Source organism: Roseovarius aestuarii (assembly GCF_019966515.1).
Taxonomy (GTDB): domain Bacteria; phylum Pseudomonadota; class Alphaproteobacteria; order Rhodobacterales; family Rhodobacteraceae; genus Roseovarius; species Roseovarius aestuarii.
This window is the reverse complement of the sequence record NZ_JAIMIB010000001.1, coordinates 382,527-407,621: the sequence shown is the minus strand read 5'-3', so window position 1 is coordinate 407,621 and position 25,095 is coordinate 382,527. Positions and strand designations below refer to the sequence as shown.

Sequence of the window (25,095 nt, the reverse complement as noted above, 5' to 3'; positions counted from 1 at the left end):
ACATATGAATGATGCGATGAAGGGCAAACGCGGGCTGATCATGGGGGTGGCCAATGACCGCTCGATCGCCTGGGGCGTGGCCAGGGCGATGCACGAGGCCGGGGCGGAACTGGCGTTTTCCTATCAGGGAGAGGCGTTTGGCAAACGGGTCGAGCCGCTGGCGGCATCGCTGGGCTCGGATCTGTTGCTGGATGTGGATGTCTGCGATGACGCCTCGCTGGACGCCTGTTTCGAAACGCTGGCCGGGCGCTGGCCGACGATTGATTTTGTGGTTCACGCCATTGCTTATTCTGACAAATCAGAGCTGACCGGGCGGTTCCTGAACACCAGCCGGGCCAATTTCAAGAACTCGATGGATATCTCAGCTTATTCCTTCATCGAAGTTGCCCGTCGCGCCCATCCGATGATGACCGAAAACGGCGGCACGCTTTTGACGATGACCTATCAGGGCTCGAACCGGGTGGTGCCGAATTACAATGTCATGGGCGTGGCCAAGGCCGCGCTTGAGGCGACAACCCGTTATCTGGCCAATGATCTTGGCCCCGATGGCATCCGGGTGAACGCGATTTCCCCGGGTCCGATGAAAACGCTTGCAGGTGCGGTGATCGGTGGCGCGCGCAAAACCTACAAGCATACCGATGCAAATGCTCCGTTGCGCAGTAACGCCACGCTTGAGGCGATTGGCGGTACAGCGGTGTATCTGGCCTCGGATGCTGGCGTCTGCACGACGGGCGAGATTATCCGTGTCGATGGCGGCTACCACGTACTGGGCATGCCGCAGCCCGAATTCCTCTAGGCGATCATTTTCTGCAACGATGCGAATGCGTGGATGGGATCGGATATTTCCTTCAGCGTTGAATCTTCACGGCTGTTACTGGCTCCAGCCTTCATCGGAAAGGTCTAACTGTCGGCCAGACAATCTGTTGTCGAATCCGGTTTGCCACGGGAACAAGCCATTCGAATCCGGCCAGACGAGTTGAAGGCAAGGCACTTGCGCGCCCTTGTAGAACCAAATGCTGGATACCAGATATTCTGGAGCAGCAGATTGCCGGACAGGCAACAGAACCACCTCCTCATTTGCAAGGATGCCCTTGGTTGGCAGCCCGGTCCGCAAGTCGCGGCCGCCTTGTATTTCTCGAAAGATTTGCCCCAACACGTCATGCGCCAATGTTCCCGGGAAGTCGAAGATGATGATTTCGGGCGCTTGGAGCGTTAGCCAGAAGCCCGTGGAATAGGTAAAGGAGGGCGATGCCTCCTCCTTGGTCTGAACATGGGTCGAGCGCCATCCGAATTCACGCACCTGCGCCACCAACTCGCGCTCATAGTCGTTCTGATCGTCCGCAGGGTCGCTGAGTGCTGTCTGTTCCGGTTTCATATCAATAGTTTACGTGATCTTTCAGGAGGTCACAATCGTAGCGGTCGATGAAGGCCCATCTGGAGAAACTGATCGCATTTATCAGCATTTAGCCAAATCGTTGCCCCAAAAAAGCCACGAGCGCCGGACATTTTGCGGAAATGCAATATGCTTACGCGAAACGAGAAGCGCGACGCGAGCGCTATAAACTACGGGCCAGAACGGCGCGTTTTTATGCGCGTCTTGTCATGCTTGCCCTGCTTGTGACAATTGCTGCCGCTGCCTGGCAGGACGAAACCTATGGCCCGCAAATGAGGCAATACGCCCTCATCGCCATGGAAAAATTCGAAGAAGCAACAGATGAAGGCAGCGCTGGTCGCAAACTGGTGCAAACCGCCATCAGCAAGCTCGAACTCTAAAATTACAATCTCAGGTCAGTTTTCCTTCTTCGGATGAGAAGGGTAGTTTGTCGCTCGGGCAAATCCCTATGCGATCGCCCCGCTGGCTTTTGCTATATCCGGTTTAAAATAGGCAAGACGGGTGAGTGTTAGTTGCACTTTGAGCCCTAACTAGATTGCATTTTAGAAGCTATTATCTGCGTTTAACAGATTATTCGGCATTTTCACCTTATGTTCCTTACTGAGCAGTATGTTACGGAGACGAATATGAGTTTGCACACATCGATCCCCGCCGCCGTAGGGGGCAAGGAATTCATGACCGGCTATCTAGATGCGCTGGCCTTGGTTGAACGCCTGCATCGTCTGTTGCTTGACGTGGTCAAGGATGAGTTTGAGCGTGTCGGCATTCTGGAAATCAATGCGGTTCAGGCCCTGTTGTTGTTTAATATCGGCGACAACGAAGTGACCGCGGGTGAGTTGAAAACGCGCGGTTACTATCAGGGCAGCAATGTCAGCTACAATCTGAAAAAGCTGGTTGAAATGGGCTTTATGCACCATCAACGCTGCGAAATTGACCGTCGGTCGGTTCGCGTGCGCCTGACCGAAAAAGGCCGCAACATCCGCGATGTTGTTGGTGGTTTGTTCGAGCGCCACGCTGATGGATTGAAAGGTAAGGGAGTACTCGGTGATGACGGCATCGATCAGATCACCTCGTCCCTGCGCCGGGTGGAGCGGTATTGGACTGATCAGATCCGTTACATCTACTAAGGCTTTTAAAATCCTGCGGGTGTGATTCTCGCGGGGGCCTGAGATATGGTTGCGCCCGCAAGCTCCCGTAACAGCTTGCGGGTCATCGCATTTTCGAAATCCTCGAAATCATCTGCGGCCTCGACAAACGCGCCGGGGCCGCGAATGACGTTTGTCTGATAGTAGTCGATCAGAGTCTTCACATTGCGAAGGTTCTTGGTGGTGTTGGCGCGCGACGAGGGCACGATCACCAACCCGTTTATGGTGGTGCTGCCCACGACTGCGTTGGGAACGAGCCCAGGGGCCAGACCCGCATTGGCCGGTCCGTCTCCCGACAGGTCCAGGGTATGTTGCCAGCAGTTCTGACGTTGCTCCAGCAGCCCCGCGCCGAAAACCATTGCTGCGCCAATGGCAGTCGACGGATCCGTATAGCTTCCATAGGTGCCGCGCAGCCGCGATGAGATGGCCTTGAGTTTTCCTGCATCGGACACGCGTGTCCAATCCACGAGCAGGCGGTGCTGGTTCAATCCACTCCACTCGAAAATCGCCAACTCAACCGGAGCCTGAGGCATGCCCAGAAACGCTTCCTGCACGGCAGGGCTCACCAACGCCGCTGCCAGCCCGTCGAGTTGCAGGCGGTATTCTTCTTCATCGACGGAGCCGGAGACATCAAGACCCAAGGCCAGCGCTTGTCGGCACATGCCGTCTTGCGCGGTCACGGCGTTTCCACAGCAGACGTAAGCCAGCAGCGCAACGGCGCGTAGCATCATCCTTTCGGCCTTGTATCCAGCAGGGCAGGCAATGGCGCACCGATGGCCAGATCGCTGATCTCACGGTAGAGTTTGCGGGTCATCGCGGCCTCGAAATCGTGAAATCCGTTAGCCACCTCGACAAACGCGGCGGGCCCGTGCTTGACCTGATTGTGGTAAAACTCCACCACGCCGCTGGGACCACCGGTAATCACCAGACCATTGACCGTCACGTCCTTCATCGGAAAGTGGCGGTAGGCGGTGCGCGGCCCGTAACCGTGATTGTTCATCCCGTCGCCCGAGACGTCGATCACCCGCCGTGTGCATTTCGGGGCCTTCTCCAGCAGCAATGCCCCGTAGGCGACGCCGTGCCCGAGCGCGGTCGGAAACTCGTCATGGCTGCGTGTCATCCCTGCCAATGTCACCACCGCCCGGTCAATTTCCGCTGCACTGCGCAGGGGCAGCCAGTCGAGGTGCAGTTTCTGTTGTGTCCGCCCGCTCCATTCATAGACGGCCAGTACCACCTCGCCCGGTGCGCCGCGCAGGATCGCATGTCTGACATCTTCGGAATCCAGCGCCGCCGCCAACCCGCGTCGCTGCAGATCGTATTCGTACTGGTTGACGGACGAGGACACATCCAGCGCCAGTGCCAGTGCCAGACGGCATTGCGCCTGCGCCGCGCTCGCGCCCCCTAGCGCCAACAGAAGACTGAGCGCAATTCTCACCAATGCCCCGTATTCTCCATGCTGGCCCAGGGTTCCTGCGGCGCCAGCGCCTCACCATCCTGCAACAGTTCGACCGAGATGTTGTCAGGGCTGCGCACAAAGGCCATGCGCCCGTCGCGCGGCGGGCGGTTGATCACCACGCCATTATCCATCAGATGCTGGCACATCTCGTAAATATTCCCGACGCTATAGGCCAGATGCCCGAAATGTCGGCTGTCGCTGGGCAGCCCTTCATCGCCATCCCAGTTCCAGGTCAGTTCCAACGGGCAGTCATCCTGCCCCTCGGGCGCCATGAATATCAGCGAAAAACGCCCGGCTTCACTATCCATCCGCCTCGTTTCCCTAAGCCCCAGAAGTCCGTAGAAGGCCATCGAAGCCTCCAGATCCTTGACCCGGACCATCGTGTGCAGATACCTGACTTTCATGCGCCGCTCCCTTGTTGCCGTTGGGTCAAAGATAGCCTGCGCCACGCCCATGTCGACCCCCAAGGTTGTTGCCACCTACAGAATTAACCAAAACACTGTTGCTCTGCGCGAATCCCTTGATATTGTCTGTACCCTCAGTACTTCCCACCAGATATAGTGGAAACCGAGTCGCGCGTCAGATGAAAGGACCCCTTGCCATGCCCCTCAGCCCTGAACAGCAGGCCGAAATCGACGATCAGCGCAGCGCCAGCCACCAGACGCTCCGCGCCACAGCGCCGGGGATGGAACAGCATCTTTATACCGCCTATCCGGTGCTTGATCACGGCTTTGTCCGCGTCATCGACTACATGGGCGACGACAACGCCATCACGCAGGCCGCGCGGGTCAGCTATGGCAAGGGCACCAAATCGGTGCAGAATGACGAGGGGCTCATTCGCTACCTGATGCGCCACTGGCATTCGACGCCCTTCGAGATGTGCGAGGTCAAGCTGCATGTCAAACTGCCCGTTTTCGTCGCCCGCCAGTGGATTCGTCACCGCACCGCCAATGTGAACGAATATTCGGCACGCTATTCCATTCTGGACCGCGAGTTCTACATCCCCGCGCCGGATGCGCTGAACGCCCAATCAGTGATCAACAATCAGGGTCGGGGCGAGGCGCTTTCGGGGGAAGAGGCCGACCGTGTGCTGAAATACCTGACCGATGACGCGATGCGCTGCTATGACCACTATGAAGAGATGATCAGCGATGACGGCCAGCAGGGTCTGGCCCGAGAGCTTGCCCGCATGAACCTGCCCGCCAATGTCTATACGCAATGGTACTGGAAGGTCGATCTGCACAACCTGCTGCATTTCCTGCGCCTGCGCGCCGACGCCCACGCCCAATACGAAATCCGCGTCTATGCCGACGCCATCTGCAAGATCACCGCCGACTGGGTGCCGTTTGCCTACAAGGCGTTCGAGGATTACCGCATGGGCGGCGCCACCCTCTCCTCCACCGCGCTGGACTGCGTGCGGCGGATGCTGAAAGGTGAGGCCGTCACGCAGGAAAACTCCGGCATGTCCAAAGGCGAATGGCGGGAGTTCGAGGGAGTGCTTGGGTGATGGCCACCTCCCGGTATGTAGTGAAGGAGGCATATATTGGTTGCCCGGTTTGCGGAGGTGAAGATCAAGAACATTGCCAAAAAATGATGGTTTCTGGGGATGTTGAAGGGTTTGATTGCTTCGTCTGTGGAAAGTTTCGAGTTTCCGGAACAGCAGCAGCCGACTGCACAGCTAGCCACATCTTTAAGCTGGAACCAATCGCACGCGCTTTATTGAGCCATAGGCTTCGAACAGCGAATGACGTCACAGCTTAAGAGCCTTCAGAGGCTCCGCTAATTACTACCGACACGATCCGAAAACTTATCGATTCTACCGATCAACTCCCTCTAATAACTGAACAATTGAGAAATCTAGTCAGAGAGATAGGGCATGAAAGTATCGGATCGAAGGAGAGAACTTTTCCAAACGGTCAACACCGTGCTCGTGTTGGTTGCCTTTCGATGGACCATTTGCTGCGCCTATTCGACGCTGGAGTGGACAGTGGAAAAATTAAAAAGATCCGAGATACAAGCAGACCGAACTCTCGGAAGCAGACTGTTCGTGGAGGTGAATATGATCTGACAATTTCCGGTTGGGAGGAGTACGAAGCCGCATTGTCAGGTCTGAGGCCGGGCCGTCATGGGTTTATCGCGATGAAGTACCATGATGCTGATCTAGAAGAATTTGTCCGAGACGTAGTTAAGCCAGCAACTAAAAATGGTATTGGTTTTGAATTGATAGACTTGAGGGACGTTGCCCGCGCCGGTGTAATCGACAACATAATGCGGCAACAAATTCGAGATTCCGCATTTGTCATCGCCGACCTAACGCATGATAATCTGGGGGCTTATTGGGAAGCAGGATATGCAGAAGGTTTGGGAAAGCCCGTAATCTACATTTGTGAAAAGGAAAAGTTTGAAGATAGCAAGACTCATTTTGATACCAATCATTGCACCACAGTGATCTGGCAGAAAAACGAGGCCGAAAAGTTCGAAGTGGAGTTGGTCGCGACTCTGAGGCGCTCACTAAATCTATTTTAGGAAAGTATTGGGGCACGAAAAACTCTCCTGATAATGGCCCGATGCCCTGACTAGAGGTTAGTCAATGCACATCTTTCATTGGGGCTACCGGCCGACCCGCCCCGTCACGCCGGAGGCGTGCCTACAACAAACGGCGCACCTTTGGTGCGACGGCTGGCGATTGGAGAGGCCAGCGCGACGTATCCAGGTTCTTCTGACTTGGCTGGGATAAAGTGACAGCCACAAAGGGCGGGTCGCCACCCCGCAGTCTGGCGGTAGCGTGGCTTGTGACCCTACTGATAAGATGTGGTTCACCCGCCTGACATCAGCAACGATCCTCCTGCAGAGGTCGGCGAAGTTCGTCTGTGCAAATTCACGACCAAAGAGCGCCATAAATCCGCCGCCATCGCCTCTCACATTTCTGTCACGCGCCCCGGTTTGGGGCCGGGCGCGGCCTTCAGGGTGTGCTGGCACGGCATATCCCGGCGGGTTTGCTGCCATCCGTGCCGGAGATGTCTGATGCGTTCTGTCCTGATTTTCTGTCTCGCCCTGTTTTTCGCGCCCGCCGCGCAGGCCGTGAGCAAGGTTGAAAATGTCAGTGATCCGGCCAGTGCTGCGGTGAATGCGATCCGGGCGCGGCACGGGCTTCCGGCGTTGCGGTCCGAGGCGCGGCTGAGCAATGCGGCGGCGGCGCATGCGGCGGATATGATCCGCAAGCGGTTCTTCTCTCATACCGGTTCGGACGGGTCGAGCATCGGCGAACGGGCGCGCGGTCAGGATTACCGGTTTTGCATGATCAGCGAAAATATCGCCAAGGGGCACCCCCGGCTGGAACAGGTTCTTGCCGCCTGGATGCGATCGCCGGGTCATCGGCGCAATATCCTGCATGCTGACGCCAGGGATTTCGCCCTGGTGCGTGGCAGCGGCAATGTCTGGGTCATGATGCTGGGCGGGGCGGGCTGCTAGACAGGCGTTGATTTCGGGTCGCAACTTGGCTTTTGCCTCGGTAAGCTGCGTTTAAATCCCCGTAGGGTGCGCAGCGATGATCCTCAATTTCGGTTCTATCAATCTTGATCTGGTCTACCGGGTGCCGCATCTTCCGGCACCGGGCGAGACGTTGGCGAGCAGCTCTTTCATGCGTTATCTGGGCGGTAAGGGGATCAACCAGTCGATCGCGGTGGCACGGGCCGGCGGGACGGTGCACCATATCGGCTGTCTGGGCCCCGATGGTGGCTGGTTGCGCGAGCAGATCGCCGGGTTCGGCCTGTCGCTGGACGGTATCGCAACGGTGGATGTGCCAACCGGTCATGCGGTGATTTTTGTCGATGAGGCGGCCGAGAACCAGATCGTGCTTTTTGGCGGCTCGAACCACGCCTTCACGCAAGATCAGATCGACAGGGCATTGGCGCAGGCCAGTGCCGAGGACTGGGTTTTGCTGCAGAATGAAACCAATTTGGTGCCTTATGTCGCGCAGACCGCAAAGGCGCGCGGGCTGAAGGTTGCCTATTCAGCGGCACCCTTTGACGCAGTGGCAGTGCGCGAGGTGCTGGATCATATCGACCTGCTGGCACTGAATGAAGGTGAGGCGGCGGCGCTGGCCAGCGATCTGGGACGGGGAGCTAGCGATCTGGGGCTTGATCACGTCTTGATCACCAAGGGCGCCGACGGGGCCGAACTGCATTCGGCGGATCAGGTGTTCCACCAGGGCAGTTTTGCGGTTGAATCGATCGATACTACGGGGGCGGGGGATACGTTTCTCGGGGCCTTCATGGCGCGCTTCGTGGATGGTGATGTGGCCCACGCGCTGGAATTTGCCGCCGCGGCCTCGGCGCTACAGGTCACTAGGCAAGGGGCGGCAGCGGCCATACCGGACAAGGCCGAGGTTGAGGCATTTCTGCGGGTGCGATGACCGACGCATGCCCCTGCGTAACATCAGGGCTTGAGGGTGGCCAACGCATTTTGGGCTTGAACAGCAGGGCCTGAGGGGTATCGTCCTACGGGTGCGCGGGGCGGGCGATAGGCGCCCGGAGAGAGGATGTCCACGATGTCAGAATTCGAAGTTCTTGCGGTCAGTCCGAAAGATCCGGACGCGGCAGAACGCTTTGCCAAATCCCTGCGGGAAACCGGCTTTGCGGTGATCAAGGATCACGATATCGATATGTCGGAAATTCAGGCGATGTATGACTCGTGGTCGGGATATTTTGCTGGCGATGGCAAGCTGAGCGATGCGACACAGGCGGGCGATCCGGCGGGCTATTTCGGGTATAAATCGGAAAACGCCAAGGGCCGGGCGCAAAAGGACCTCAAGGAATTCTACCATGTCTATCAGGAACGGCATGTGCCGCCTGAATGTGACGCGGTAACCCGTAAGTTTCACGCTAGCCTGATTGGCCTGGGCGAGACGTTGCTTGGTTGGCTGGATCAGGTCTCGCCGCCGGAGGTGACCGGGAAACTGTCGATGCCGTTCACGAAAATGGTCGAAGGTTCGCAGGATCACCTGTTGCGCGTGCTGCACTATCCGCCGCTTCCCGATGACGTGGAGCCCGGCGAAGTACGGGCGGCGGCGCATGGCGATATCAACCTGATCACGCTTCTGGTTACCGGATCGGAACCCGGACTTCAGGCGCAGGACGTGAATGGCGCCTGGCATGATATCCCCTGTGGCACCGGCTATATCAACGTGAATGCAGGCGACATGCTGGAGCAGGCCAGTCGGAAATATTACCCGTCGACTGTGCACCGGGTGATCAACCCGCCGAAACAGAAGAACCAGTCGCGTTATTCGCTGCCGCTGTTTATGCATCCGCGACCGGAGGTTCAACTGGCGCATCAGACGGCAGGAGAATTCTTACAGCAACGCTTGAAGGAGATCGGCCAAGCTGGCTGAACTAAAAGATAAAAGCCTCTTGAAGGGCTGGTTATTCAACAAGGAGTGTAGAGATGAAAATATCCCTGACTGCCATTCTGACCGCTGTCACCGTGTCAGCCGCAACCATCGCCTGGGCAGATGAATTCAAGCCTGCGGTGATTTACGACATGGGCGGCAAATTCGACGAATCCTTCAACGAGGGGGTCTATAACGGCATCAAGCGCTTTACCGAGGAAACCGGTGTCGAGGTGATGGAGTTCGAGGTCACCAACGAAGCCCAGCGTCAGCAGGCGATGGAGCGGATGGTGCAACGTGGCGCCACGGTCGTGCTGGGCGTGGGGTTCGCACAAGCCGACGCCATCAACGCGGTGTCCGAGGCCAACCCGGATGTCAATTTCTCGATCATCGACGTGAACTGGCTGGATCAGCCGAACCTGCGGCAATATGCGTTCAAGGAGCAGGAAGGCTCGTATCTGGTCGGGATTGCCGCTGCGATGGCGTCGGAAACCGGCACGGTCGGTTTTGTTGGCGGGATGGACATTCCCCTGATCCGGGCTTTCGCCTGTGGCTACCAGCAGGGCGTGAAATCGGCCAACGCTGACGTCGCCGTGCTTGAGAACATGACCGGGACGACCCCGGCAGCCTGGAACGACCCGGCCAAAGGGGCCGAACTTACCCAAAGCCAGATCGATCGCGGTGCGGATGTGATCTATCAGGCGGCCGGTGGTACGGGTGTGGGGGTCATTCAGGCGGCGGCTGACGCTGGCAAACTGGCAATCGGTGTCGATTCAAACCAGAACCACATGGCACCCGGTAATGTATTGACCTCAATGCTCAAACGGGTGGATGTAGCCGCTTACGAGACAATGAAAGACGCGATGTCGGGCGAATTTGAAACCGGCGTGCGTAACCTGGGCATTGCCGAAGACGGCGTGAGCTGGGCGCTTGACGAACATAATGCCGATTTGATCTCGGATGAGATGAAAGCCGCGATTGAAGCGGCGGCGGATCAGATCAGGTCGGGCGAGATCGTGGTGCATGATTACCGGTCGGACAGTTCCTGCCCGACGGATTGATCCGGCCCGTGACTGCAACAGAAAAGACAGGGGGCGGTGCATCCGCCTCCTATGCGCTGGAGTTGAAGGGCGTCAACAAATCCTTCGGGCTGATCCGTGCCAATCGCAATATCAATCTGGCCGTACGACCCGGCACTATTCACGGGATCATCGGTGAAAACGGGGCGGGCAAGTCCACGTTGATGAATATCGTCTACGGCATGCATACGCGCGATGACGGTGAGATTTTGATCGATGGCGAGCGCGTGGACATGCGATCCTCGGCGGATGCGATCAGTCATGGGGTCGGCATGGTGCATCAGCATTTCATGCTGGTGCCGACCTTTACGGTCCTCGAAAACGTCATGCTGGGCACCGAGGGGGGCGCCTTGTTGCGTGAAGGGCGCGAGGCAGCGCGGGCGCGGATCGTTGAGCTGTCTGAGCGATATAATCTTGCGATCAGCCCCGATGCGCTGGTCAGTGACCTGAATGTCGGCCAGCGCCAAAGGGTCGAGATCATCAAGGCTCTCAAGGGCGGTGCCAAGATTCTGATCCTTGATGAACCGACGGGCGTGCTGACGCCACAGGAGGCTGAACAGCTATTCGAAGTCCTGAAAGTGCTGCGCGACAGAGGTGTGGCGGTGCTGCTGATCACCCACAAGCTTGCCGAGATCATGGAGATCACCGACGCGGTCGATATCATGCGGCAGGGGGAAATCGTTGGCCACCGCAAGACGGCACAGACCTCTCCGGCGGAACTGGCCGAACTGATGGTCGGTCGCGAGGTCTTGCTTGAAGTCGAGCGCACCGAGGTCTCACCGCCCGGTGATGTCCGCTTCTCGGCCTCGCATCTGGGATATACCAGCAGTCAGGGCGTGGTGGAACTGGACGATATCAGTTTCGAGGTGCGCTCCGGCGAAATCCTGGGTGTGGCAGGCGTTTCAGGCAATGGGCAGACGCAGCTGATGGAGGTGCTGGCAGGGATGCGGCACCTGACTGCCGGTGCAATCAATATTCTGGGCACCGAGGTGACGCCCGCAAGCGAAACCAATCCGCGGATCATTCGCGACGTTGGTGTGCGTCATATCCCCGAAGACCGGCATACACACGGGCTGATCCTGCATTTCGAGGCGCGCGAGAACATGATCCTGGGGCTGCAGGATAGTGATCTAACCGGTACGGGATTGCTGATGGATCAGGACGCGATTGAGGCGAATTGCCGTGCGAAGATGAAGGATTATGACGTGCGACCTTCGGAGCCGCGTCATTTCGCGAAAAACTTCTCCGGCGGCAACCAGCAGAAGATCGTCATCGCACGGGAATTTTCGGCCCATCCGGTGGTTCTGTTGGTTGGCCAGCCGACTCGCGGCGTCGATGTCGGGGCCATCGAGTTTATTCACAAACAGCTTTTGGCGCTCAGAGATGCAGGATGCGCTATCCTGCTGGTCAGCGTGGAGCTTGACGAGATCATGTCACTGTCGGACCGGATCATGGTGCTTTGCGGCGGCAAGAATGTCGGTATCGTTTCGCGCGACGAGGCAGACAGGCAGACGCTGGGCCTGATGATGGCGGGCCAGAAGCGCACAGGGGAAGCTGCATGAGCACGCCGATACCGCCTTTACCGCGTTGGGCCGATCTGTTTCTGCTACCGGTCATCAACCTGATGGCGGCGCTGTTCATTTGCGGATTGATCGTGCTGGCCATCGGCGAAAACCCGATCGAGGCGCTCGGCGTTATGCTGAAAGGGGCCTTCGTGTATTCCGGCGGGCTGGGCTATACGCTTTATTACACGACGAACTTCGTCTTCACCGGCCTTGCCGTGGCGACCGCGTTCCACGCGATGCTCTTTAATATCGGCGGCGAGGGTCAGGCATATCTGGGCGGTTTAGGTGCTGCGCTCGTGGCTTTTGCAATGGGCTGGGCTCCTTCTATCATCGCGTTGCCGCTGGCCATTGCCGGGGCCGCGCTGTTGGGGGCCTGTTGGGGCGTGATCCCCGGTTATCTGCAGGCCAGGCGCGGCAGCCACATCGTCATTACCACGATCATGTTCAACTTTATCGCGGCATCCATCATGGTCTGGCTGCTGACCGGGCCGATGCTGGAACCCGGCCAGCAATCACCGCAATCCGCACCTCTTCCTGCCTCGAGCCACCTGCCAGCGATGCACGAGATATTCGCGGCAATCGGCATCAAGATCTCTAGCACTCCGTTCAACGCCTCTTTCCTGCTGGCGCTTTTGGCGCTGGTCCTCTTCTGGGTGCTGATCTGGCGGACCCGCCTTGGCTATGCAATCCGCGCCGTAGGTCAGAACCCGGAGGCTGCGCATTACGCGGGTATCAACGTACCCCGCACGATTATCATCACCATGGCGATCTCGGGCGGGTTTGCCGGGCTGCTGGCCACCAACGAAATTCTTGGTGTCAGCGACAGGATTATCCTGAACTACACGGCGGGTTACGGTTTTACCGGTATCGCGGTGGCGCTGATGGGGCGTAACCATCCCATCGGCATATTCCTTGCCTCGCTGCTGTTTGGCGCACTCTATCAGGGCGGGGCCGAGCTTGATTTCGAGTTCCAGTCGATCACCCGCGAAATGGTCCTGCTGATCCAGGGCATGATCATCCTGTTTTCCGGGGCATTGGCCTATATGTTCAACCCGCCGCTGGCGCGGCTTATCGCGCGGCTGACTGTGTCGCGAAGGGCCGCTGCCCATGGCTGATTTCATCTACCAGCTTCTTCTGACCTTTGATGCGACGCTCAGAATCGCGACGCCGCTTATCTTCTGCGCAATGGCCGGGATATTTGCGGAACGGTCCGGCGTCATCGACATCTCACTTGAGGGCAAGCTGCTTTCAGGGGCGTTCGTCGCGGCGGCGGTTGCCGCACTCACCGGGTCGGCCTGGCTGGGGCTGGGCTGTGCGATCCTGGCGAGTGTGGCCATGTCGCTGATCCACGGGTTCGCCTGCATCACCCATAAGGGCAACCAGGTGATTTCCGGGGTCGCGATCAATATCCTTGCCTCGGGCTTGACCGTCGTGATCGGCATCACACTCTTTCGTCGCGGCGGGCAGACGCCAACGCTCCCGCGCGAGGCGCGGTTCAAGCCGGTGGAGTGGGTCGGTGTCGACACGCTGGATGCCGTGCCGATCCTGGGCGTCATCTATCGGCAGCTGATTTCGGGCCACAACGTGCTTGTTTATCTGACGTTGCTGGCGGTGCCTCTGACGGCCTTCATCATCTATCGTACCCGTTTCGGCCTGCGGCTGCGGGCGGTGGGCGAGGTGCCCGAGGCGGTGGATAGCGCGGGGGTTTCCGTGACCTGGCTGCGCTACCGCGCGCTGATGATTGGTGGTGTGTTATGCGGTATCGGGGGTGCCTATCTGTCGGTCGCGCAAGGCGGCAACTTCGTGCGCGATATGTCTGCCGGTAAGGGCTATATCGCGCTTGCCGCAGTGATCTTTGGCAATTGGAAACCCTTGGCCGCGTTCCTTGCCTGTCTGATGTTCGGTTTCCTTGAGGCCGCGACATCGCGTTTGCAGGGGGTTGACCTGCCGCTGATCGGTGAGGTGCCGACCCAGTTGATGCTGGCATTGCCTTATGTTCTGACGGTGCTGCTGCTGGCGGGTTTCATCGGCCGGCCCAGCCCGCCTGCCGCTATTGGGCAACCCTATCATAAATAGCACAGTCGCGACCCGCTCAAACAGCGGCGGGGTTGTCGCCGTCCTCCGTGCCAGAGATTTCGTCCAGAATCCAATCCCGGAAGGCGCCCGCCTTTTCGCTGAGGTGCTTCGGGAATAGCAGGTAGTAGTGTCCGCTTAACCTGAAGTCGGGGAATGGCTCGGTCAGACGACCATCGGCAAACTCTTGTTCCAGAAAATACGGAACCGACAGGTCAATGCCCTTGCCCGCAATGGCGGCACCAAGCCGGATTGAACCGTCGTCGAGGAAAGCCGTGCGTTCCGGTTGGAAATCCGATGCGCCTATCTGCATCAGCCAGTCGCGCCAATAGTCCTGATGGGTTTCCCTGAGCAGGGTGAAACCGTTCAAACTATCGGGAAGGTTTGCCATATCGGTGTCGATGTGCAGCGACGGGCTGCAGACGGGCGACAAGGCCGCCGCGAACAGTTGAACACAAGCTGCGTCAGCGGGCGGGTCGGCATACCATTCGATCGATATATCCGCCCGTTCGTCCGAGTTTTCGAATTCCTGCGTAAGATACCGCATCCGCAGGGCGATATCAGGGTGCATTTCCCAGAAGCGATCAAGCCGGGGCGACAGCATTTTCGACGCAAATAGCGGGCGTGCTGCGATTGTCAGCGTTTGTGTGTTGCGCTGGTCCTGTAGCAGATGAACCGCATCCCTGATGCGCATGAAGCCGTCGGATAACCCGGGAAGCAGGGTCGCGCCCCATTCAGTCAGCATCGCCTTGCCGTCGGCGAATTCGATCAGGCTGCGGTCAAAACCATCTTCGAGCTTCCTGATCTGATGGCTTACCGCAGAGGGTGTCACGCAAAGCTCATCCGCTGCCTTGGTGACGCTGCCCAGCCTTGCAGTCGTTTCAAAGGATCGAAGTGCATTGATCGACGGGAGCGGAGAATATGTTTTTCTTTTGCGCATCTTGAGTTTTTCTTGTCTGGCATTCAGATTAATTCATTTGCCGATCATTCCTGACTTAAACAATATTACGTAAAAATGGGATAGCGTGTAAATGAGTCGCATGAGCTCTTAGAGAAAAACTCAAAATTGGGCCCTGCGCCGATCCCGGTACTGGCGCGGCCCGGAACAGCAATGTGTCGAAAGGCTAGCCATGCAAAAAGATCTTCCCCAAACCGCCAAGGTGATTATCGTAGGCGGTGGTATCGTCGGCTGTTCGGTTGCCTATCATCTGGCGCGCTCAGGTTGGAGCGATATCTTGCTACTGGAACGCGACAGGTTGACTTGCGGGTCGACCTGGCACGCTGCGGGGTTGGTCAGCGAAATGCAGGCTGTGCCTGCGATGACCGAGCTGGCTAAATATGGGTTGAACCTGATGGAGCGGCTTGAGGCCGAAACCGGTCAGGCCACGGGCTTCAAGCGCAATGGCTCTATCGCGACAGCTCTGACTGAGGCGCGCATGGAAGAGCTGATGCGCAAACGAGATTCAGCACTGGGGCAGGGGATCGAGGTTCAGGCGCTTTCCCCGGAAGATCTGAACAAGCTCTGGCCGATGCTGAATATCGACGGCATGGTGGGCGCCATTCATTTTCCCAATGACGGGCAGACCAATCCGATCGATACCACGATGGCGCTGGCAAAGACGGCGCGGCAGCATGGTGCCGTGATCCGCGAAGGGGTGACCGTGCGGCAGGTCACGATGGCAGACGGGCGGGCTACCGGGGTTGACACCGATCAGGGTCACATCACGGCTGAGTTCGTTGTCAACTGCACCGGCATCTGGGCGCATAGTTTCGCCGACAGTCACGGGATCAAATTGCCGATACAGGCCAACCAGCATTTCTATGTGGTGACCGACCCGATCGAGGGGCTGTCGCCCGATCTGCCGGTGCTGCGCGTCTATGACGAGGGTGCCTATTACAAGGAAGACGCGGGCAAACTGCTGATCGGCTTTTCCGAGCCGAACGCGAAGGTCTGGAACCCCAAAGGTGGTATCCCGGCGGATTTCTCGTTCGACGAGCTACCCTTTCCCGACGGGCATCTCGATGACCTGCTCGAATATCTGCTGGAACGTGTGCCTGCCATTCAGAATGTTGGCATCCGTACCTTCTTCAACGGCCCTGAAAGTTATACACCCGACGGCAAATATGTGCTGGGCAACCCGGCGGGATGTACCAATTATTTTGTCGCCGGTGGGTTCAACTCGACGGGCATTCAAAGCGGCCCGGGTGCCGGCAAAGCGCTGGCTGACTGGATCATGCAGGGCGCGGCGCCGATGGATCTGGCCGATGTGGATATCAATCGGTTCGATACGTTCCAGTCCAACCATGCCTATCTGGTCGAGCGGGTTCCGGAAACCCTCACGCTCTTTTACCAGATGCATTGGCCGTACAAGCAGCGCCAGCTTGGGCGCGATCTGCGGCGCTCGCCCTTCCATTACCAGCTCAAAGAGCGCGGTGCCGTATTCGGCGAAGGTGCCGGATGGGAACGCCCGATGTGGTTTGCGCCTGACGGAGTTGAGCCGCGATACGAATACGCCTTTGGTCGCGCAGCTTTTGTCGAGCATTGGGAGCGAGAGCATAAGGCGCTGCGCGAAGATCTGGGCCTGATTGACCTCTCCCCGTTCGCCAAATTTCAGATCGAAGGCCCGGACGCGCTAAGCAGCCTGCAATACATTTCGACCAACGATCTGGATGTGCCGCCCGGCGGTGTGGTCTACACACAATGGCTGAATGAACGCGCGGGGATCGAGGCCGACCTGACCATTGCCCGTCTGACCAAGGATCGTTTTCTGATCATGACCAGCGCCGGGACCGCCCATAAGGATTGGCAATGGCTCAACACGCATATTCCCGATACGGCCCGCTTGACGTTGACGGATATTACGGCGGGGCAGGCGGTGCTGGGGCTGATGGGCCCGCGCGCGCGGGATTTCCTTCAGGCGTTCACCAGAACCGACCTGTCCAACGATCCCTTCCCCTTCGGCACGTTTCAGGAGATCGAGATCGGGCGCGTTACTGCGCGCGCGCAACGCATCACCTATCAGGGTGAACTGGGTTGGGAGATATTTGTGTCCAGTGAGTTCGCAGGCGCGCTGTTTGACGACCTTATGTCGGGCAAAAAGGCCCCGCCGCCCGCGCTGGTCGGGTTCCACGCCGCAGAATCGTTGCGGGTCGAAAAAGCATTCCGGCATTGGGGTCACGACATGGCGGCTTTCGACACGCCTATAGAGGCCGGGCTGATGTTCGCCGCAGCACTCGACAAACCTGGAGGATTCATCGGTCGTGATGCCTTGATCGCGCATCGTGAAACCGGGGGCAATCGCCGGATCATGCAATTCCTGCTCGAAGATCCCGAGGCATTCATCTATCACCACGAACCGATCTATCGCGATGGCGAGGTTGTCGGCTGCGTCACCACCGGCAGCTATGGGCACTCCCTTGGCGGCGCGGTGGCGCTGGGCATGGTCCGGGTTCCCGAGGGCGGCACCGCCCGCGACCTGTTAAGCGGATCGTATGAAATTGCCGTAGCGGGCAGGCGTCTCCCGGCCACGGCCAGCCTGCGTCCGATGTATGACCCGAAAAACGACCGTGTGAAAGCCTGAGCACGATCGGGATGGGTACACACCTTGGGTAGTGCAACCCGCGCCGTGTTCGGTATATGTGCACCAAGAGCTGGCATCCAAGAAATGCCGCGCTCAAGGAGAGTACCGAATGCCCACGAACGCAGCCCGAAAGTCGGCTCGGCTGTCTGTTGCGCCGATGATGGACTGGACCGACCGGCACTGCCGGTATTTGCACCGGTTGCTGTCAAAGGAAACCCTGCTTTACACCGAAATGGTGACCGCGCCTGCTCTGGTGCGGGGGCAGGCGCTGCATCTGCTTGCGTTTTCACCTGCTGAACATCCGATTGCGTTGCAACTCGGTGGGTCCGACCCCGAGGAGCTGGCAAAGGCGGCAAAGCTGGGCGCGGCAGAGGGATATGACGAGATCAATCTGAATGTCGGTTGCCCGTCTGATCGGGTGCAATCAGGCACGTTCGGCGCGGTTTTGATGAAAGAGCCGGGCCTTGTCGCTGAATGCTGTGCCGCCATGATCGAGGCTGTAGATATCGAGGTCACGGTCAAATGCCGTATCGGTGTGGATGATCAGGACCCGCAAACCGTGCTACCCGAATTTCTGTCCCGCATCAGCGCCGCTGGCGTCAGCCGGTTCGCCATCCATGCGCGCAAGGCCTGGCTTCAGGGGCTCAGCCCCAAGGAAAACCGCGAGGTGCCGCCGCTGGATTATGGTCTGGCCGTGGCGATGAAGGGGCTGTTTCCCGCGCTGCATCTCAGCATCAATGGCGGTATCAGTTCGCTGGACCAGGCCGAGGCGTTTCTGGACGCGGGCATGGATGGCGTGATGTTTGGCCGCGCCGCCTATCACAATCCTGCCGATGTTCTTTGTGTTGCTGACCGTCGTATTTTCGGGTCGGATGCGCCTGACGCAGCGCCCGAGGCCGCCGTGCAGGCCATGCTGCCCTATATCGAGGCACATCTGACTACTGGTGGCCGCCTGCACCAGATCACGCGGCACATGCTGGGCCTTTTTGCAGGCCGTCCAGGCGCGCGCGCCTGGCGGCGTACCCTGTCCGAAAGTGCCACCCGCAGCGACGCCGGGCCCGAGCTTGTTCTAGAGGCGCTTGCCTGCGTTCAGTGATCTGAGCGCGCAGAACGCACAGAGCTGTGTTCAGATCGAATTTAATTGTCGGCGCGCTTCAAATCCGCTCTATGTGACGATCAGACCGTTGAGGGATGCTGCCACTATGTCCGACCCGTCGCTCCTCTTTGCCATGTTGGGGTTATTACTGATTATCGGTGCCTTTGCGGGCGCACTGGCAGGGCTGTTGGGCGTCGGCGGCGGTATCGTTTTGGTGCCTGCGTTCTTCTATGCGTTTCAGACGCTTGGCTATGATGGTTCGCAACTGATGCAGATCTGTCTCGCGACGTCGCTGGCGACGATCATCGTCACATCAATCCGGTCAGTTATCGGCCATCACAAGAAGGGCGCAGTCGACTGGCACATCCTGAAGACCTGGGCGCCCGGCATTGCGATCGGGGCTGTGGTCGGTGTGACTGCGGCCTCGAACCTCAGCTCGGTCTTCCTGCAGGGGGTCTTTGGGGGGCTTGGCATTGCCATTGGCCTCTACATGGGGTTGGGCCGGTCTGACTGGCGGCTGGGGCAGGCGATGCCTGCAGGTCTGATGCGCGCAACGATGTCGCCCGTTCTGGGGTTTCTGTCGGTGCTCATGGGCATCGGCGGTGGCAGTTTCGGTGTTCCCTTGATGAGCCTTTACAATACGGCAATCCACCGCGCCGTCGCCACCGCTGCGGGCTTTGGTGTGATCATTGCGGTGCCCTCGGTTCTGGGCTTTCTGTTTTTGACTATCGCGGCAGAGCATCGCCCGCCACTGACCATCGGCGCTGTCAACCTGCCGGCGTTTTTCACGGTGATCGCCATGACATTGATCACCACGCCAATGGGCGTGAAACTGGCGCATGCGATGGATCCGAAACCGCTGAAACGCGTTTTTGCGGTCTTTCTCACGCTTGTCGCGCTGAACATGCTGCGAAAGGCACTGGGATGGTAGAGGCGCTGATCGAAAACGGCTGGGTCAGGTTTCCGATCGATACTTCGGTGCTGGACTGGGTTCGCGCCGTAACACCACTTGCCATCCAGCGCATCAATGACCCGGAAGAACAGCGACAGTGGCTACAATGCGAAGGCACGTGGTTTGTGGGCGTTGATACGCTGCCCAACGATGCCGATGGGGCGATCCCCGGGGCAGACCCGCTGGGCGGCGCGGCCTACGAGGCAACCCTTGCACTCTACGGTACCCTGCCGTTGCACCGGGCGCAGATCTCGGTGATCTATCCCGGCTATCCGCGTCCACGCGATGGCGAAAGCGACAGCGCGTTTCGCTACCGGCTCAAGCGCGATGCGGCCCATGTTGATGGTTTGCTGGCCGTTGGTGATGATCGCCGTCGGATGCTGAAAGAGCGCCACGCTTATATTCTGGGCCTGCCCCTGACCACATGCAGCGCCGATGCCAGCCCGCTGGTGGTGTGGGAGGGCAGCCACCGGATCATGCGAGCGGCCTTTGAAGGCGCATTGGGGCACCTGCCCGAAGCCGACTGGGCCGAGGTGGACCTGACTGATATCTACCAGACAGCCCGGCGCGAGGTTTTCGATACCTGCACGCGTGTCGCTGTGCCGGCACGACCGGGTGAGGCCTATCTGGTGCATCGCCACGCCCTGCACGGCGTGGCCCCCTGGGGTGAAGGTGCAGAAGCCCCGCCCGAAGGTCGGATCATCGTCTATTTCCGCCCGGAACTGCCGTCCCGATCAGCCGGTTGGCTGACGCTGCCCTGAGATATCCCCTCTAACGCGCAATAAGCGGTTCGTCTCCTGCATGCGGTGATTTCAGCCCTCCCGATTGTCGGTAGGGTGTAAAATTGCTAAAATTCTTTTTATTTGATGGAGATTATTATGACTGATTTTTGCAGAATCCACTTGTTTTACAGATTTCGCCTTGTGTCTTTGGCCTTGGTAGCTTTGCTGGCAACAAGCATCGGCAGCACCGCTGCGACCTTCAATATTTCGCTCGGCGGGCAGAATACGACGTTCATGGCCCCAATGGGCGGAGGTGTAATTTCAAACCTGAGCGTGACCCTCGGTGGCGTAACTTTCGACACGCCGAATGCAGGCATGCCGCCTCTTTACAGCCCTTTGCTGAATGACATCAGCGCTGCTGGCAGCCTGTTCGGGTATTTTTCAAACTCAACGGCTGCACCCGGATGTCCGGTGGGCAACTGCGTTTTGGAATTCGAAACCGCCTTTGACAACGTGACGCCGCCTGTTTTTGCGACCTATAACAACGTTGTTTTGGGCCCGGTGCTGACATCAGGATTCTACGTCATAACACCAGCCGCCGTGCCGCTTCCCGCCGGGTTACTAATGATCCTGACGGCTCTCTGTGGGCTTGCAGGGCTGCGCTTGCGGCGGCAGAAAGCACCAGCAACGGCCTGAAACGCGCTAACTACTTGCGCTGCAGCCGTGCGGCGCGTCCGCCTCGGCGTTTGCTGAGTTGCGACGCGCGGCCCGGCAGGTCTTCCATGATCTGGGCGCGCTCGTCGGTGCTCATTTTCGACCAGCGGCCAATCTCGTCGATGGAGCGATAGCAGCCGGTGCAGATGCGCGCCTCGGGGTGCACCACGCAAATGCGCACGCAAGGGCTTTCGATCTCATCGCGCGTCCAGACGGGGATGTCGTCGCTCATAGTGCTGCTCTCAGATGGCTTAACCGGTCCAATACTCCCTGCAGGATATAGGACGCGGCGATGTTATCTATGACCTCGGCGCGACGTTTTCGTGTCGCATCCGCCTCTAACAGGGCTTTTTCGGCGGCCACAGTCGACAAGCGTTCGTCCCAGAAGCCTATGGGGAGGTCCGTCAGACGCTCCAGATTGCGGGCGAAGGCACGGGTGGATTGGCAGCGCGGCCCCTCAGAGCCATCCATGTTGCGCGGCAGACCCAGAATGATCCCGCCCACATGACGCTCTGTCGCGATCTCCAGAAGCCGTGCGGCATCAAGCCCAAACTTGCGCCGTCTTATGGTCTCAAACGGGCTGGCGACTGACAACAGCCCATCGGAAATGGCGACGCCGATGGTCTTTTCCCCCAGGTCCAGACCGATCAGCGCCCGACGCACGGGCAGAGTGGCGGCGAATGCTTCGATATCGTCGGTGATCATTCGGCCACCCCGGCCTGAACGGCGCTGTCACGGATCCGGTCAAGCGATCCGGGGGCATCCCAGAACGCCTTTTGTGCATCGTCCCAGACGGCGCGGGCGAGGTCGGTTTCGCCCAACACGCCATAGGCTGTGATCAATCGCGCCCATTCCTCTGGCGCGCCGCCCTCGTTTTCGATACGCGCGGCCAAGCCGCTGACCATGCCGCGGATCATGTCCTGACGTTCCTCAGGGCTCATATCGGCTGCGGCGTCCATATCGTCGGCTGCCGGTCCCCGTGGGGCCAGCGTTTGGGCCTGGGGCAGTTGATAGGTTACACCCGCGCGTTGGGCTAGGTCTTCGATCCGGGCACGGATCGGGCCGACCCAGGGGGCATCCGGGGGGCTGTTGCGCAATAGCCGATCCCACATCCGGAACGCGGCATCGGGTCGGTCCACCTGCATCAGATAAAGACCGAGATAATAGCGTGAGGTTGGGTTTTCAGGGTCAACCTGCAGCGCAACGCGCAAGGCCGCCTCTGCCTCGGTTGAGACATAACCGCCAGCCGCCGCGATCATCAGATCGGCCAAAAGGGCGTGATCATCGGCGTTGGCCTTGGGGCCTTTGACGCGAATGACCTCTTTTTGCGCGGCATAGGCCGCGGCGACATTGCCCAGGGCAGCCTCGTTGCGCACCAACAGGCGCAGCCCGCGCAGGTCATCGGGCCGGTCCCTGACCGTTTCGCGCAGCTTCTCCATCAACGCCAGATAATCCGCTGCGACCTCGGGTGCGGGCGGGCGCGCGGGGGCCTGCGCCTCGGCCTCGGTCTGGCTGAGCCGCTCGGCCCGGGCCTGATCCGAGGCCGCAAGGCGGGTCTCAAGCGGCAGATCGCCATATCCCGGTGCGCCTAACTGGCCATAAAGCGCAAGTGATCCGCCCAACACTATCGCGAGCAGACCAAGGACGACGCTGATGTTGCCACGGTTGCCCTTGCCTGCCCGGGATGTCTCAGCGCGCAGTTCGGCGTCTGCCGCAAGCAGGCGGCGGGATACTTCAGTGCGGGCGCGCTCGGCCTCGGTTTCCGGGATGATCCCACGGGCGAGATCGCGATCCACTTCCTTTAACTGGTCGCGATAGACGTGCAGATCATAGGCCGCCGCGGGCACAGCACCCGCCCGTCCCCGCAGAAGGGCAAGCGCCAGAATGCCGCTCACACCTAATGCCAGTGCTCCGATGATGATCCAGAAACCCATGGCGTCTCCTCTTCCCGCCTTCATGTAACGACGGGGGCATCCGGAAAAAAGGTCAAACCCACCTCATGCGGGTGTGTCGACCAGCGTCCTGATGCCGCAATGTCGCGATTCTGATGGTTTTTGCCGCCGTCAGTGTGCTTTTGCGTCGAGAATAGGCGCATTAAGTCGGCAACTGCTGCGATCTGCGAATCCACCCTAAAACCCGAGAGTGCGCATGAAACGTTATTCCGCCTTTGCCGTCGCCCGTGAAGCCGCCCGTTTCCATATGGGATGGGAACGCGCCTGGGCCTCGCCCGAGCCGAAACCGAAATACGATGTGATCATCATCGGGGCGGGCGGGCATGGTCTGGCCACCGCCTACTATCTAGGCAAGAATTTCGGCATCACCAATGTGGCGGTTCTGGAAAAAGGCTGGCTGGGCGGTGGCAATACCGGTCGCAACACCACGATCATCCGCTCGAACTACCTGCAGGACCCATCCGCCGCGATTTATGAAAAGGCGCGCTCGCTCTACGAGACGATGAGCCAGGATCTGAACTATAACGTGATGTTCAGCCCGCGCGGCGTGATCATGCTGGCCCAGACCGAGCATGAGGTGCGCGGCTATAAACGCACCGCACATGCCAACGCGCTGCAGGGCGTCACCACCGAGTTCATCACCCCGGCGCGGGTGAAGGAAATCGTGCCGATCATCAATCTGGACGGTCCGCGCTATCCGGTGCTGGGCGGTCTCTGGCAGGCGCGTGGCGGTACGGCGCGTCACGATGCGGTGGCCTGGGGCTATGCGCGCGCTTGTTCCGATATGGGTATGCACATCATCCAGAAATGCGAAGTCACCGGCGTGCGCTCTGAAGGCGGCAAGGTGGTCGGCGTGACCACCAGCAAGGGCGATATCGACTGTAACAAGCTGGGCATGGTTGTCGCCGGTAACGCGGGCCATGTCGCGGATATGGCGGGTTTCCGTCTGCCGGTCGAATCCGTGGCGCTGCAGGCGCTGGTGTCAGAGCCAATCAAGCCCTGCATGGATTGCGTGGTCATGGCCAACACGGTGCATGGCTACATGTCGCAATCCGACAAGGGTGAGATGGTCATCGGCGGCGGCACTGACGGGTTCAACAACTACACCCAACGCGGCAGTTTCCATCATATCGAGGAGACCGTGCGCGCGCTGGTGGAAACCTTCCCGATGGTCGCACGCCTCAAGATGCTGCGGCAATGGGGCGGTATCGTCGATGTGACCGGCGACCGCTCTCCAATCATCGGCACCACGCCGGTCGAGGGTATCTTCATCAACTGTGGCTGGGGCACCGGCGGCTTCAAGGCGATCCCGGGCTCGGGCTGGGGCTTTGCCGAGCTGATGGCCAAGGGCTACTCGCCGCTGACCGACGCCTTCGGCCTCAACCGTTTCTACGAAGGCCGGTTCATCGACGAAAGCGTCGCCGCCGGGGTGGCGCATTGATGCACACATTGCACACCATAACGATCCCGGATGACCGGGCGGAAACTGGCCGAGGCTATACCGTGCAATTCGCGGGGTTTGGCCGGTTTGGACCGGGGATTTCCGCTTATTCTTCTCAACCACAGGCTGCGTCCCCATCCTTGTTATTGCAAGGAAAGGAGACCATCCCATGTCAAACTACGACCAGTGGCGCGACACGCATAATTTCTCGCGCGGCACAATGGATACCGGCAGTACCGGGTCGGGGCTTCTCTGGCTTTTCGCGGCAATCGCGGTGCTGGGCGTGCTCGTCCTCGTTGGCTCGCTTGGCGGCGGGCCAACCACGGTTGAACACCCTGGTGGCGCGGGCGCTGATCCGGTCATCGTCCCGGCTGAACCGGATGCGGGCGCTGGCGCCACAAGCTCGACCGGTGCGGAAGCAACCGGCACAGTACCCATCGAATAACACCAAATCTCACGCGAACGCCTTGGGCGGGTGCTATTTAGCGCCCGCCTTTGGCGTGTTGAGCGCCCCTGTTTCGGCGGAACGACCTTTCA

Annotated in this window: 27 protein-coding genes; 19 read left to right on the top strand and 8 right to left on the bottom strand. The window is 59.2% G+C overall.

All coding sequences use genetic code 11. The annotated features are described in order from the left end of the window. Positions 1–4: 4 nt before the first annotated feature. Positions 5–796 carry an enoyl-ACP reductase FabI gene (locus LC334_RS01965; protein WP_085798535.1) on the top strand — a complete coding sequence of 264 codons (792 nt, stop codon included), beginning with the start codon at positions 5–7 and terminating at the stop codon, positions 794–796. A gap of 75 nt (positions 797–871) precedes the next feature. Here LC334_RS01965 and LC334_RS01960 read toward each other — a convergent pair whose 3' ends face one another. Continuing rightward, complete coding sequence (locus tag LC334_RS01960) at positions 872–1,375, bottom strand: DUF4262 domain-containing protein (protein WP_085798534.1); 504 nt, start codon at positions 1,373–1,375, stop codon at positions 872–874. Between the two features lie 140 nt (positions 1,376–1,515). On the opposite strand from LC334_RS01960, the gene LC334_RS01955 reads away from it, so the two are divergent. Continuing rightward, entirely contained in the window at positions 1,516–1,773 is a 258-nt protein-coding gene (locus LC334_RS01955; protein WP_085798533.1) for a hypothetical protein, read from the top strand. Positions 1,774–2,019: 246 nt separating this feature from the next. Beyond that, on the top strand, positions 2,020–2,520 hold the full coding sequence (locus tag LC334_RS01950; protein ID WP_085798532.1) for a MarR family winged helix-turn-helix transcriptional regulator: 501 nt from the start codon (positions 2,020–2,022) through the stop codon (positions 2,518–2,520). A 5-nt stretch (positions 2,521–2,525) separates the two neighbouring features. Here LC334_RS01950 and LC334_RS01945 read toward each other — a convergent pair whose 3' ends face one another. Genes LC334_RS01945 through LC334_RS01935 form a run of 3 tightly spaced genes read right to left on the bottom strand, consistent with a single transcriptional unit; the run spans position 2,526 to position 4,398 of the window. Continuing rightward, the gene (locus tag LC334_RS01945; protein WP_085798786.1) at positions 2,526–3,266 is read right to left on the bottom strand and encodes a DUF1194 domain-containing protein; all 741 of its coding nucleotides are present in this window, start codon (positions 3,264–3,266) and stop codon (positions 2,526–2,528) included. After that, positions 3,266–3,973, bottom strand: a complete 708-nt coding sequence (locus LC334_RS01940; protein WP_306372151.1) for a DUF1194 domain-containing protein — start codon at positions 3,971–3,973, stop codon at positions 3,266–3,268. The genes LC334_RS01945 and LC334_RS01940 overlap by 1 nt, the downstream gene beginning before the upstream one ends. After that, complete coding sequence (locus LC334_RS01935; RefSeq protein ID WP_085798785.1) at positions 3,970–4,398, bottom strand: VOC family protein; 429 nt, start codon at positions 4,396–4,398, stop codon at positions 3,970–3,972. The genes LC334_RS01940 and LC334_RS01935 overlap by 4 nt, the downstream gene beginning before the upstream one ends. Positions 4,399–4,595: 197 nt before the next feature. Between LC334_RS01935 and thyX the strand changes: the two genes are divergently transcribed. From thyX to LC334_RS01890, 9 genes are all read left to right on the top strand, one after another. Continuing rightward, on the top strand, positions 4,596–5,501 hold the full coding sequence (gene thyX / locus LC334_RS01930; RefSeq protein WP_085798784.1) for an FAD-dependent thymidylate synthase: 906 nt from the start codon (positions 4,596–4,598) through the stop codon (positions 5,499–5,501). Positions 5,502–5,941: 440 nt separating this feature from the next. After that, a complete protein-coding gene (locus LC334_RS01925) occupies positions 5,942–6,520 on the top strand; it encodes a TIR domain-containing protein (RefSeq protein WP_085798530.1) in 579 nt (192 codons plus the stop codon). A gap of 498 nt (positions 6,521–7,018) precedes the next feature. Beyond that, complete coding sequence (locus LC334_RS01920) at positions 7,019–7,465, top strand: CAP domain-containing protein (protein WP_085798529.1); 447 nt, start codon at positions 7,019–7,021, stop codon at positions 7,463–7,465. Between the two features lie 76 nt (positions 7,466–7,541). Then, complete coding sequence (locus tag LC334_RS01915; RefSeq protein ID WP_085798528.1) at positions 7,542–8,408, top strand: ribokinase; 867 nt, start codon at positions 7,542–7,544, stop codon at positions 8,406–8,408. A 135-nt stretch (positions 8,409–8,543) separates the two neighbouring features. Beyond that, positions 8,544–9,386 carry a 2OG-Fe(II) oxygenase family protein gene (locus LC334_RS01910; RefSeq protein WP_085798527.1) on the top strand — a complete coding sequence of 281 codons (843 nt, stop codon included), beginning with the start codon at positions 8,544–8,546 and terminating at the stop codon, positions 9,384–9,386. A gap of 53 nt (positions 9,387–9,439) precedes the next feature. Further along, positions 9,440–10,444: a BMP family lipoprotein gene (locus LC334_RS01905; protein WP_085798526.1), complete on the top strand. Its 1,005-nt coding sequence runs from the start codon at positions 9,440–9,442 to the stop codon at positions 10,442–10,444. An 8-nt stretch (positions 10,445–10,452) separates the two neighbouring features. Beyond that, entirely contained in the window at positions 10,453–12,024 is a 1,572-nt protein-coding gene (locus LC334_RS01900) for an ABC transporter ATP-binding protein (protein ID WP_085798783.1), read from the top strand. Then, complete coding sequence (locus LC334_RS01895) at positions 12,021–13,142, top strand: ABC transporter permease (RefSeq protein WP_085798525.1); 1,122 nt, start codon at positions 12,021–12,023, stop codon at positions 13,140–13,142. The genes LC334_RS01900 and LC334_RS01895 overlap by 4 nt, the downstream gene beginning before the upstream one ends. Then, positions 13,135–14,103, top strand: coding sequence for an ABC transporter permease (locus tag LC334_RS01890; protein ID WP_085798524.1), 969 nt, complete (start codon positions 13,135–13,137; stop codon positions 14,101–14,103). The genes LC334_RS01895 and LC334_RS01890 overlap by 8 nt, the downstream gene beginning before the upstream one ends. Before the next feature lie 16 nt (positions 14,104–14,119). On the opposite strand, the gene LC334_RS01885 is transcribed toward LC334_RS01890, so the two are convergent. Continuing rightward, on the bottom strand, positions 14,120–15,040 hold the full coding sequence (locus tag LC334_RS01885) for a LysR substrate-binding domain-containing protein (RefSeq protein ID WP_085798523.1): 921 nt from the start codon (positions 15,038–15,040) through the stop codon (positions 14,120–14,122). Positions 15,041–15,230: 190 nt separating this feature from the next. Between LC334_RS01885 and LC334_RS01880 the strand changes: the two genes are divergently transcribed. The 5 genes from LC334_RS01880 (at position 15,231) to LC334_RS01860 (ending at position 21,147) form a co-directional block, all read left to right on the top strand. Next, positions 15,231–17,681: a GcvT family protein gene (locus tag LC334_RS01880; RefSeq protein ID WP_085798522.1), complete on the top strand. Its 2,451-nt coding sequence runs from the start codon at positions 15,231–15,233 to the stop codon at positions 17,679–17,681. Positions 17,682–17,790: 109 nt separating this feature from the next. After that, positions 17,791–18,777 (top strand): tRNA dihydrouridine(20/20a) synthase DusA, encoded by a 987-nt coding sequence (gene dusA, locus LC334_RS01875; protein ID WP_085798521.1) that lies wholly within the window; start codon positions 17,791–17,793, stop codon positions 18,775–18,777. A 106-nt stretch (positions 18,778–18,883) separates the two neighbouring features. Beyond that, on the top strand, positions 18,884–19,708 hold the full coding sequence (locus LC334_RS01870) for a sulfite exporter TauE/SafE family protein (protein ID WP_085798520.1): 825 nt from the start codon (positions 18,884–18,886) through the stop codon (positions 19,706–19,708). Continuing rightward, positions 19,702–20,490, top strand: a complete 789-nt coding sequence (locus LC334_RS01865; protein ID WP_085798519.1) for a hypothetical protein — start codon at positions 19,702–19,704, stop codon at positions 20,488–20,490. The genes LC334_RS01870 and LC334_RS01865 overlap by 7 nt, the downstream gene beginning before the upstream one ends. Before the next feature lie 117 nt (positions 20,491–20,607). Continuing rightward, the gene (locus tag LC334_RS01860) at positions 20,608–21,147 is read left to right on the top strand and encodes a VPLPA-CTERM sorting domain-containing protein (RefSeq protein ID WP_176237595.1); all 540 of its coding nucleotides are present in this window, start codon (positions 20,608–20,610) and stop codon (positions 21,145–21,147) included. Between the two features lie 10 nt (positions 21,148–21,157). On the opposite strand, the gene LC334_RS01855 is transcribed toward LC334_RS01860, so the two are convergent. Genes LC334_RS01855 through ccmI form a run of 3 tightly spaced genes read right to left on the bottom strand, consistent with a single transcriptional unit; the run spans position 21,158 to position 23,099 of the window. Further along, positions 21,158–21,397 carry a DUF1289 domain-containing protein gene (locus LC334_RS01855; protein ID WP_085798517.1) on the bottom strand — a complete coding sequence of 80 codons (240 nt, stop codon included), beginning with the start codon at positions 21,395–21,397 and terminating at the stop codon, positions 21,158–21,160. Next, positions 21,394–21,870, bottom strand: a complete 477-nt coding sequence (gene ruvX, locus LC334_RS01850) for a Holliday junction resolvase RuvX (protein ID WP_085798516.1) — start codon at positions 21,868–21,870, stop codon at positions 21,394–21,396. Before ruvX ends, LC334_RS01855 begins: the two co-directional genes overlap by 4 nt. Continuing rightward, positions 21,867–23,099: a c-type cytochrome biogenesis protein CcmI gene (gene ccmI, locus LC334_RS01845; protein WP_085798782.1), complete on the bottom strand. Its 1,233-nt coding sequence runs from the start codon at positions 23,097–23,099 to the stop codon at positions 21,867–21,869. Before ccmI ends, ruvX begins: the two co-directional genes overlap by 4 nt. A gap of 214 nt (positions 23,100–23,313) precedes the next feature. On the opposite strand from ccmI, the gene LC334_RS01840 reads away from it, so the two are divergent. Together LC334_RS01840 and LC334_RS01835 are read left to right on the top strand one after the other, a co-directional pair. Continuing rightward, a complete protein-coding gene (locus LC334_RS01840) occupies positions 23,314–24,558 on the top strand; it encodes a sarcosine oxidase subunit beta family protein (protein WP_085798515.1) in 1,245 nt (414 codons plus the stop codon). A 169-nt stretch (positions 24,559–24,727) separates the two neighbouring features. Further along, a complete protein-coding gene (locus tag LC334_RS01835) occupies positions 24,728–25,003 on the top strand; it encodes a hypothetical protein (RefSeq protein ID WP_085798514.1) in 276 nt (91 codons plus the stop codon). Positions 25,004–25,095: the final 92 nt, after the last annotated feature.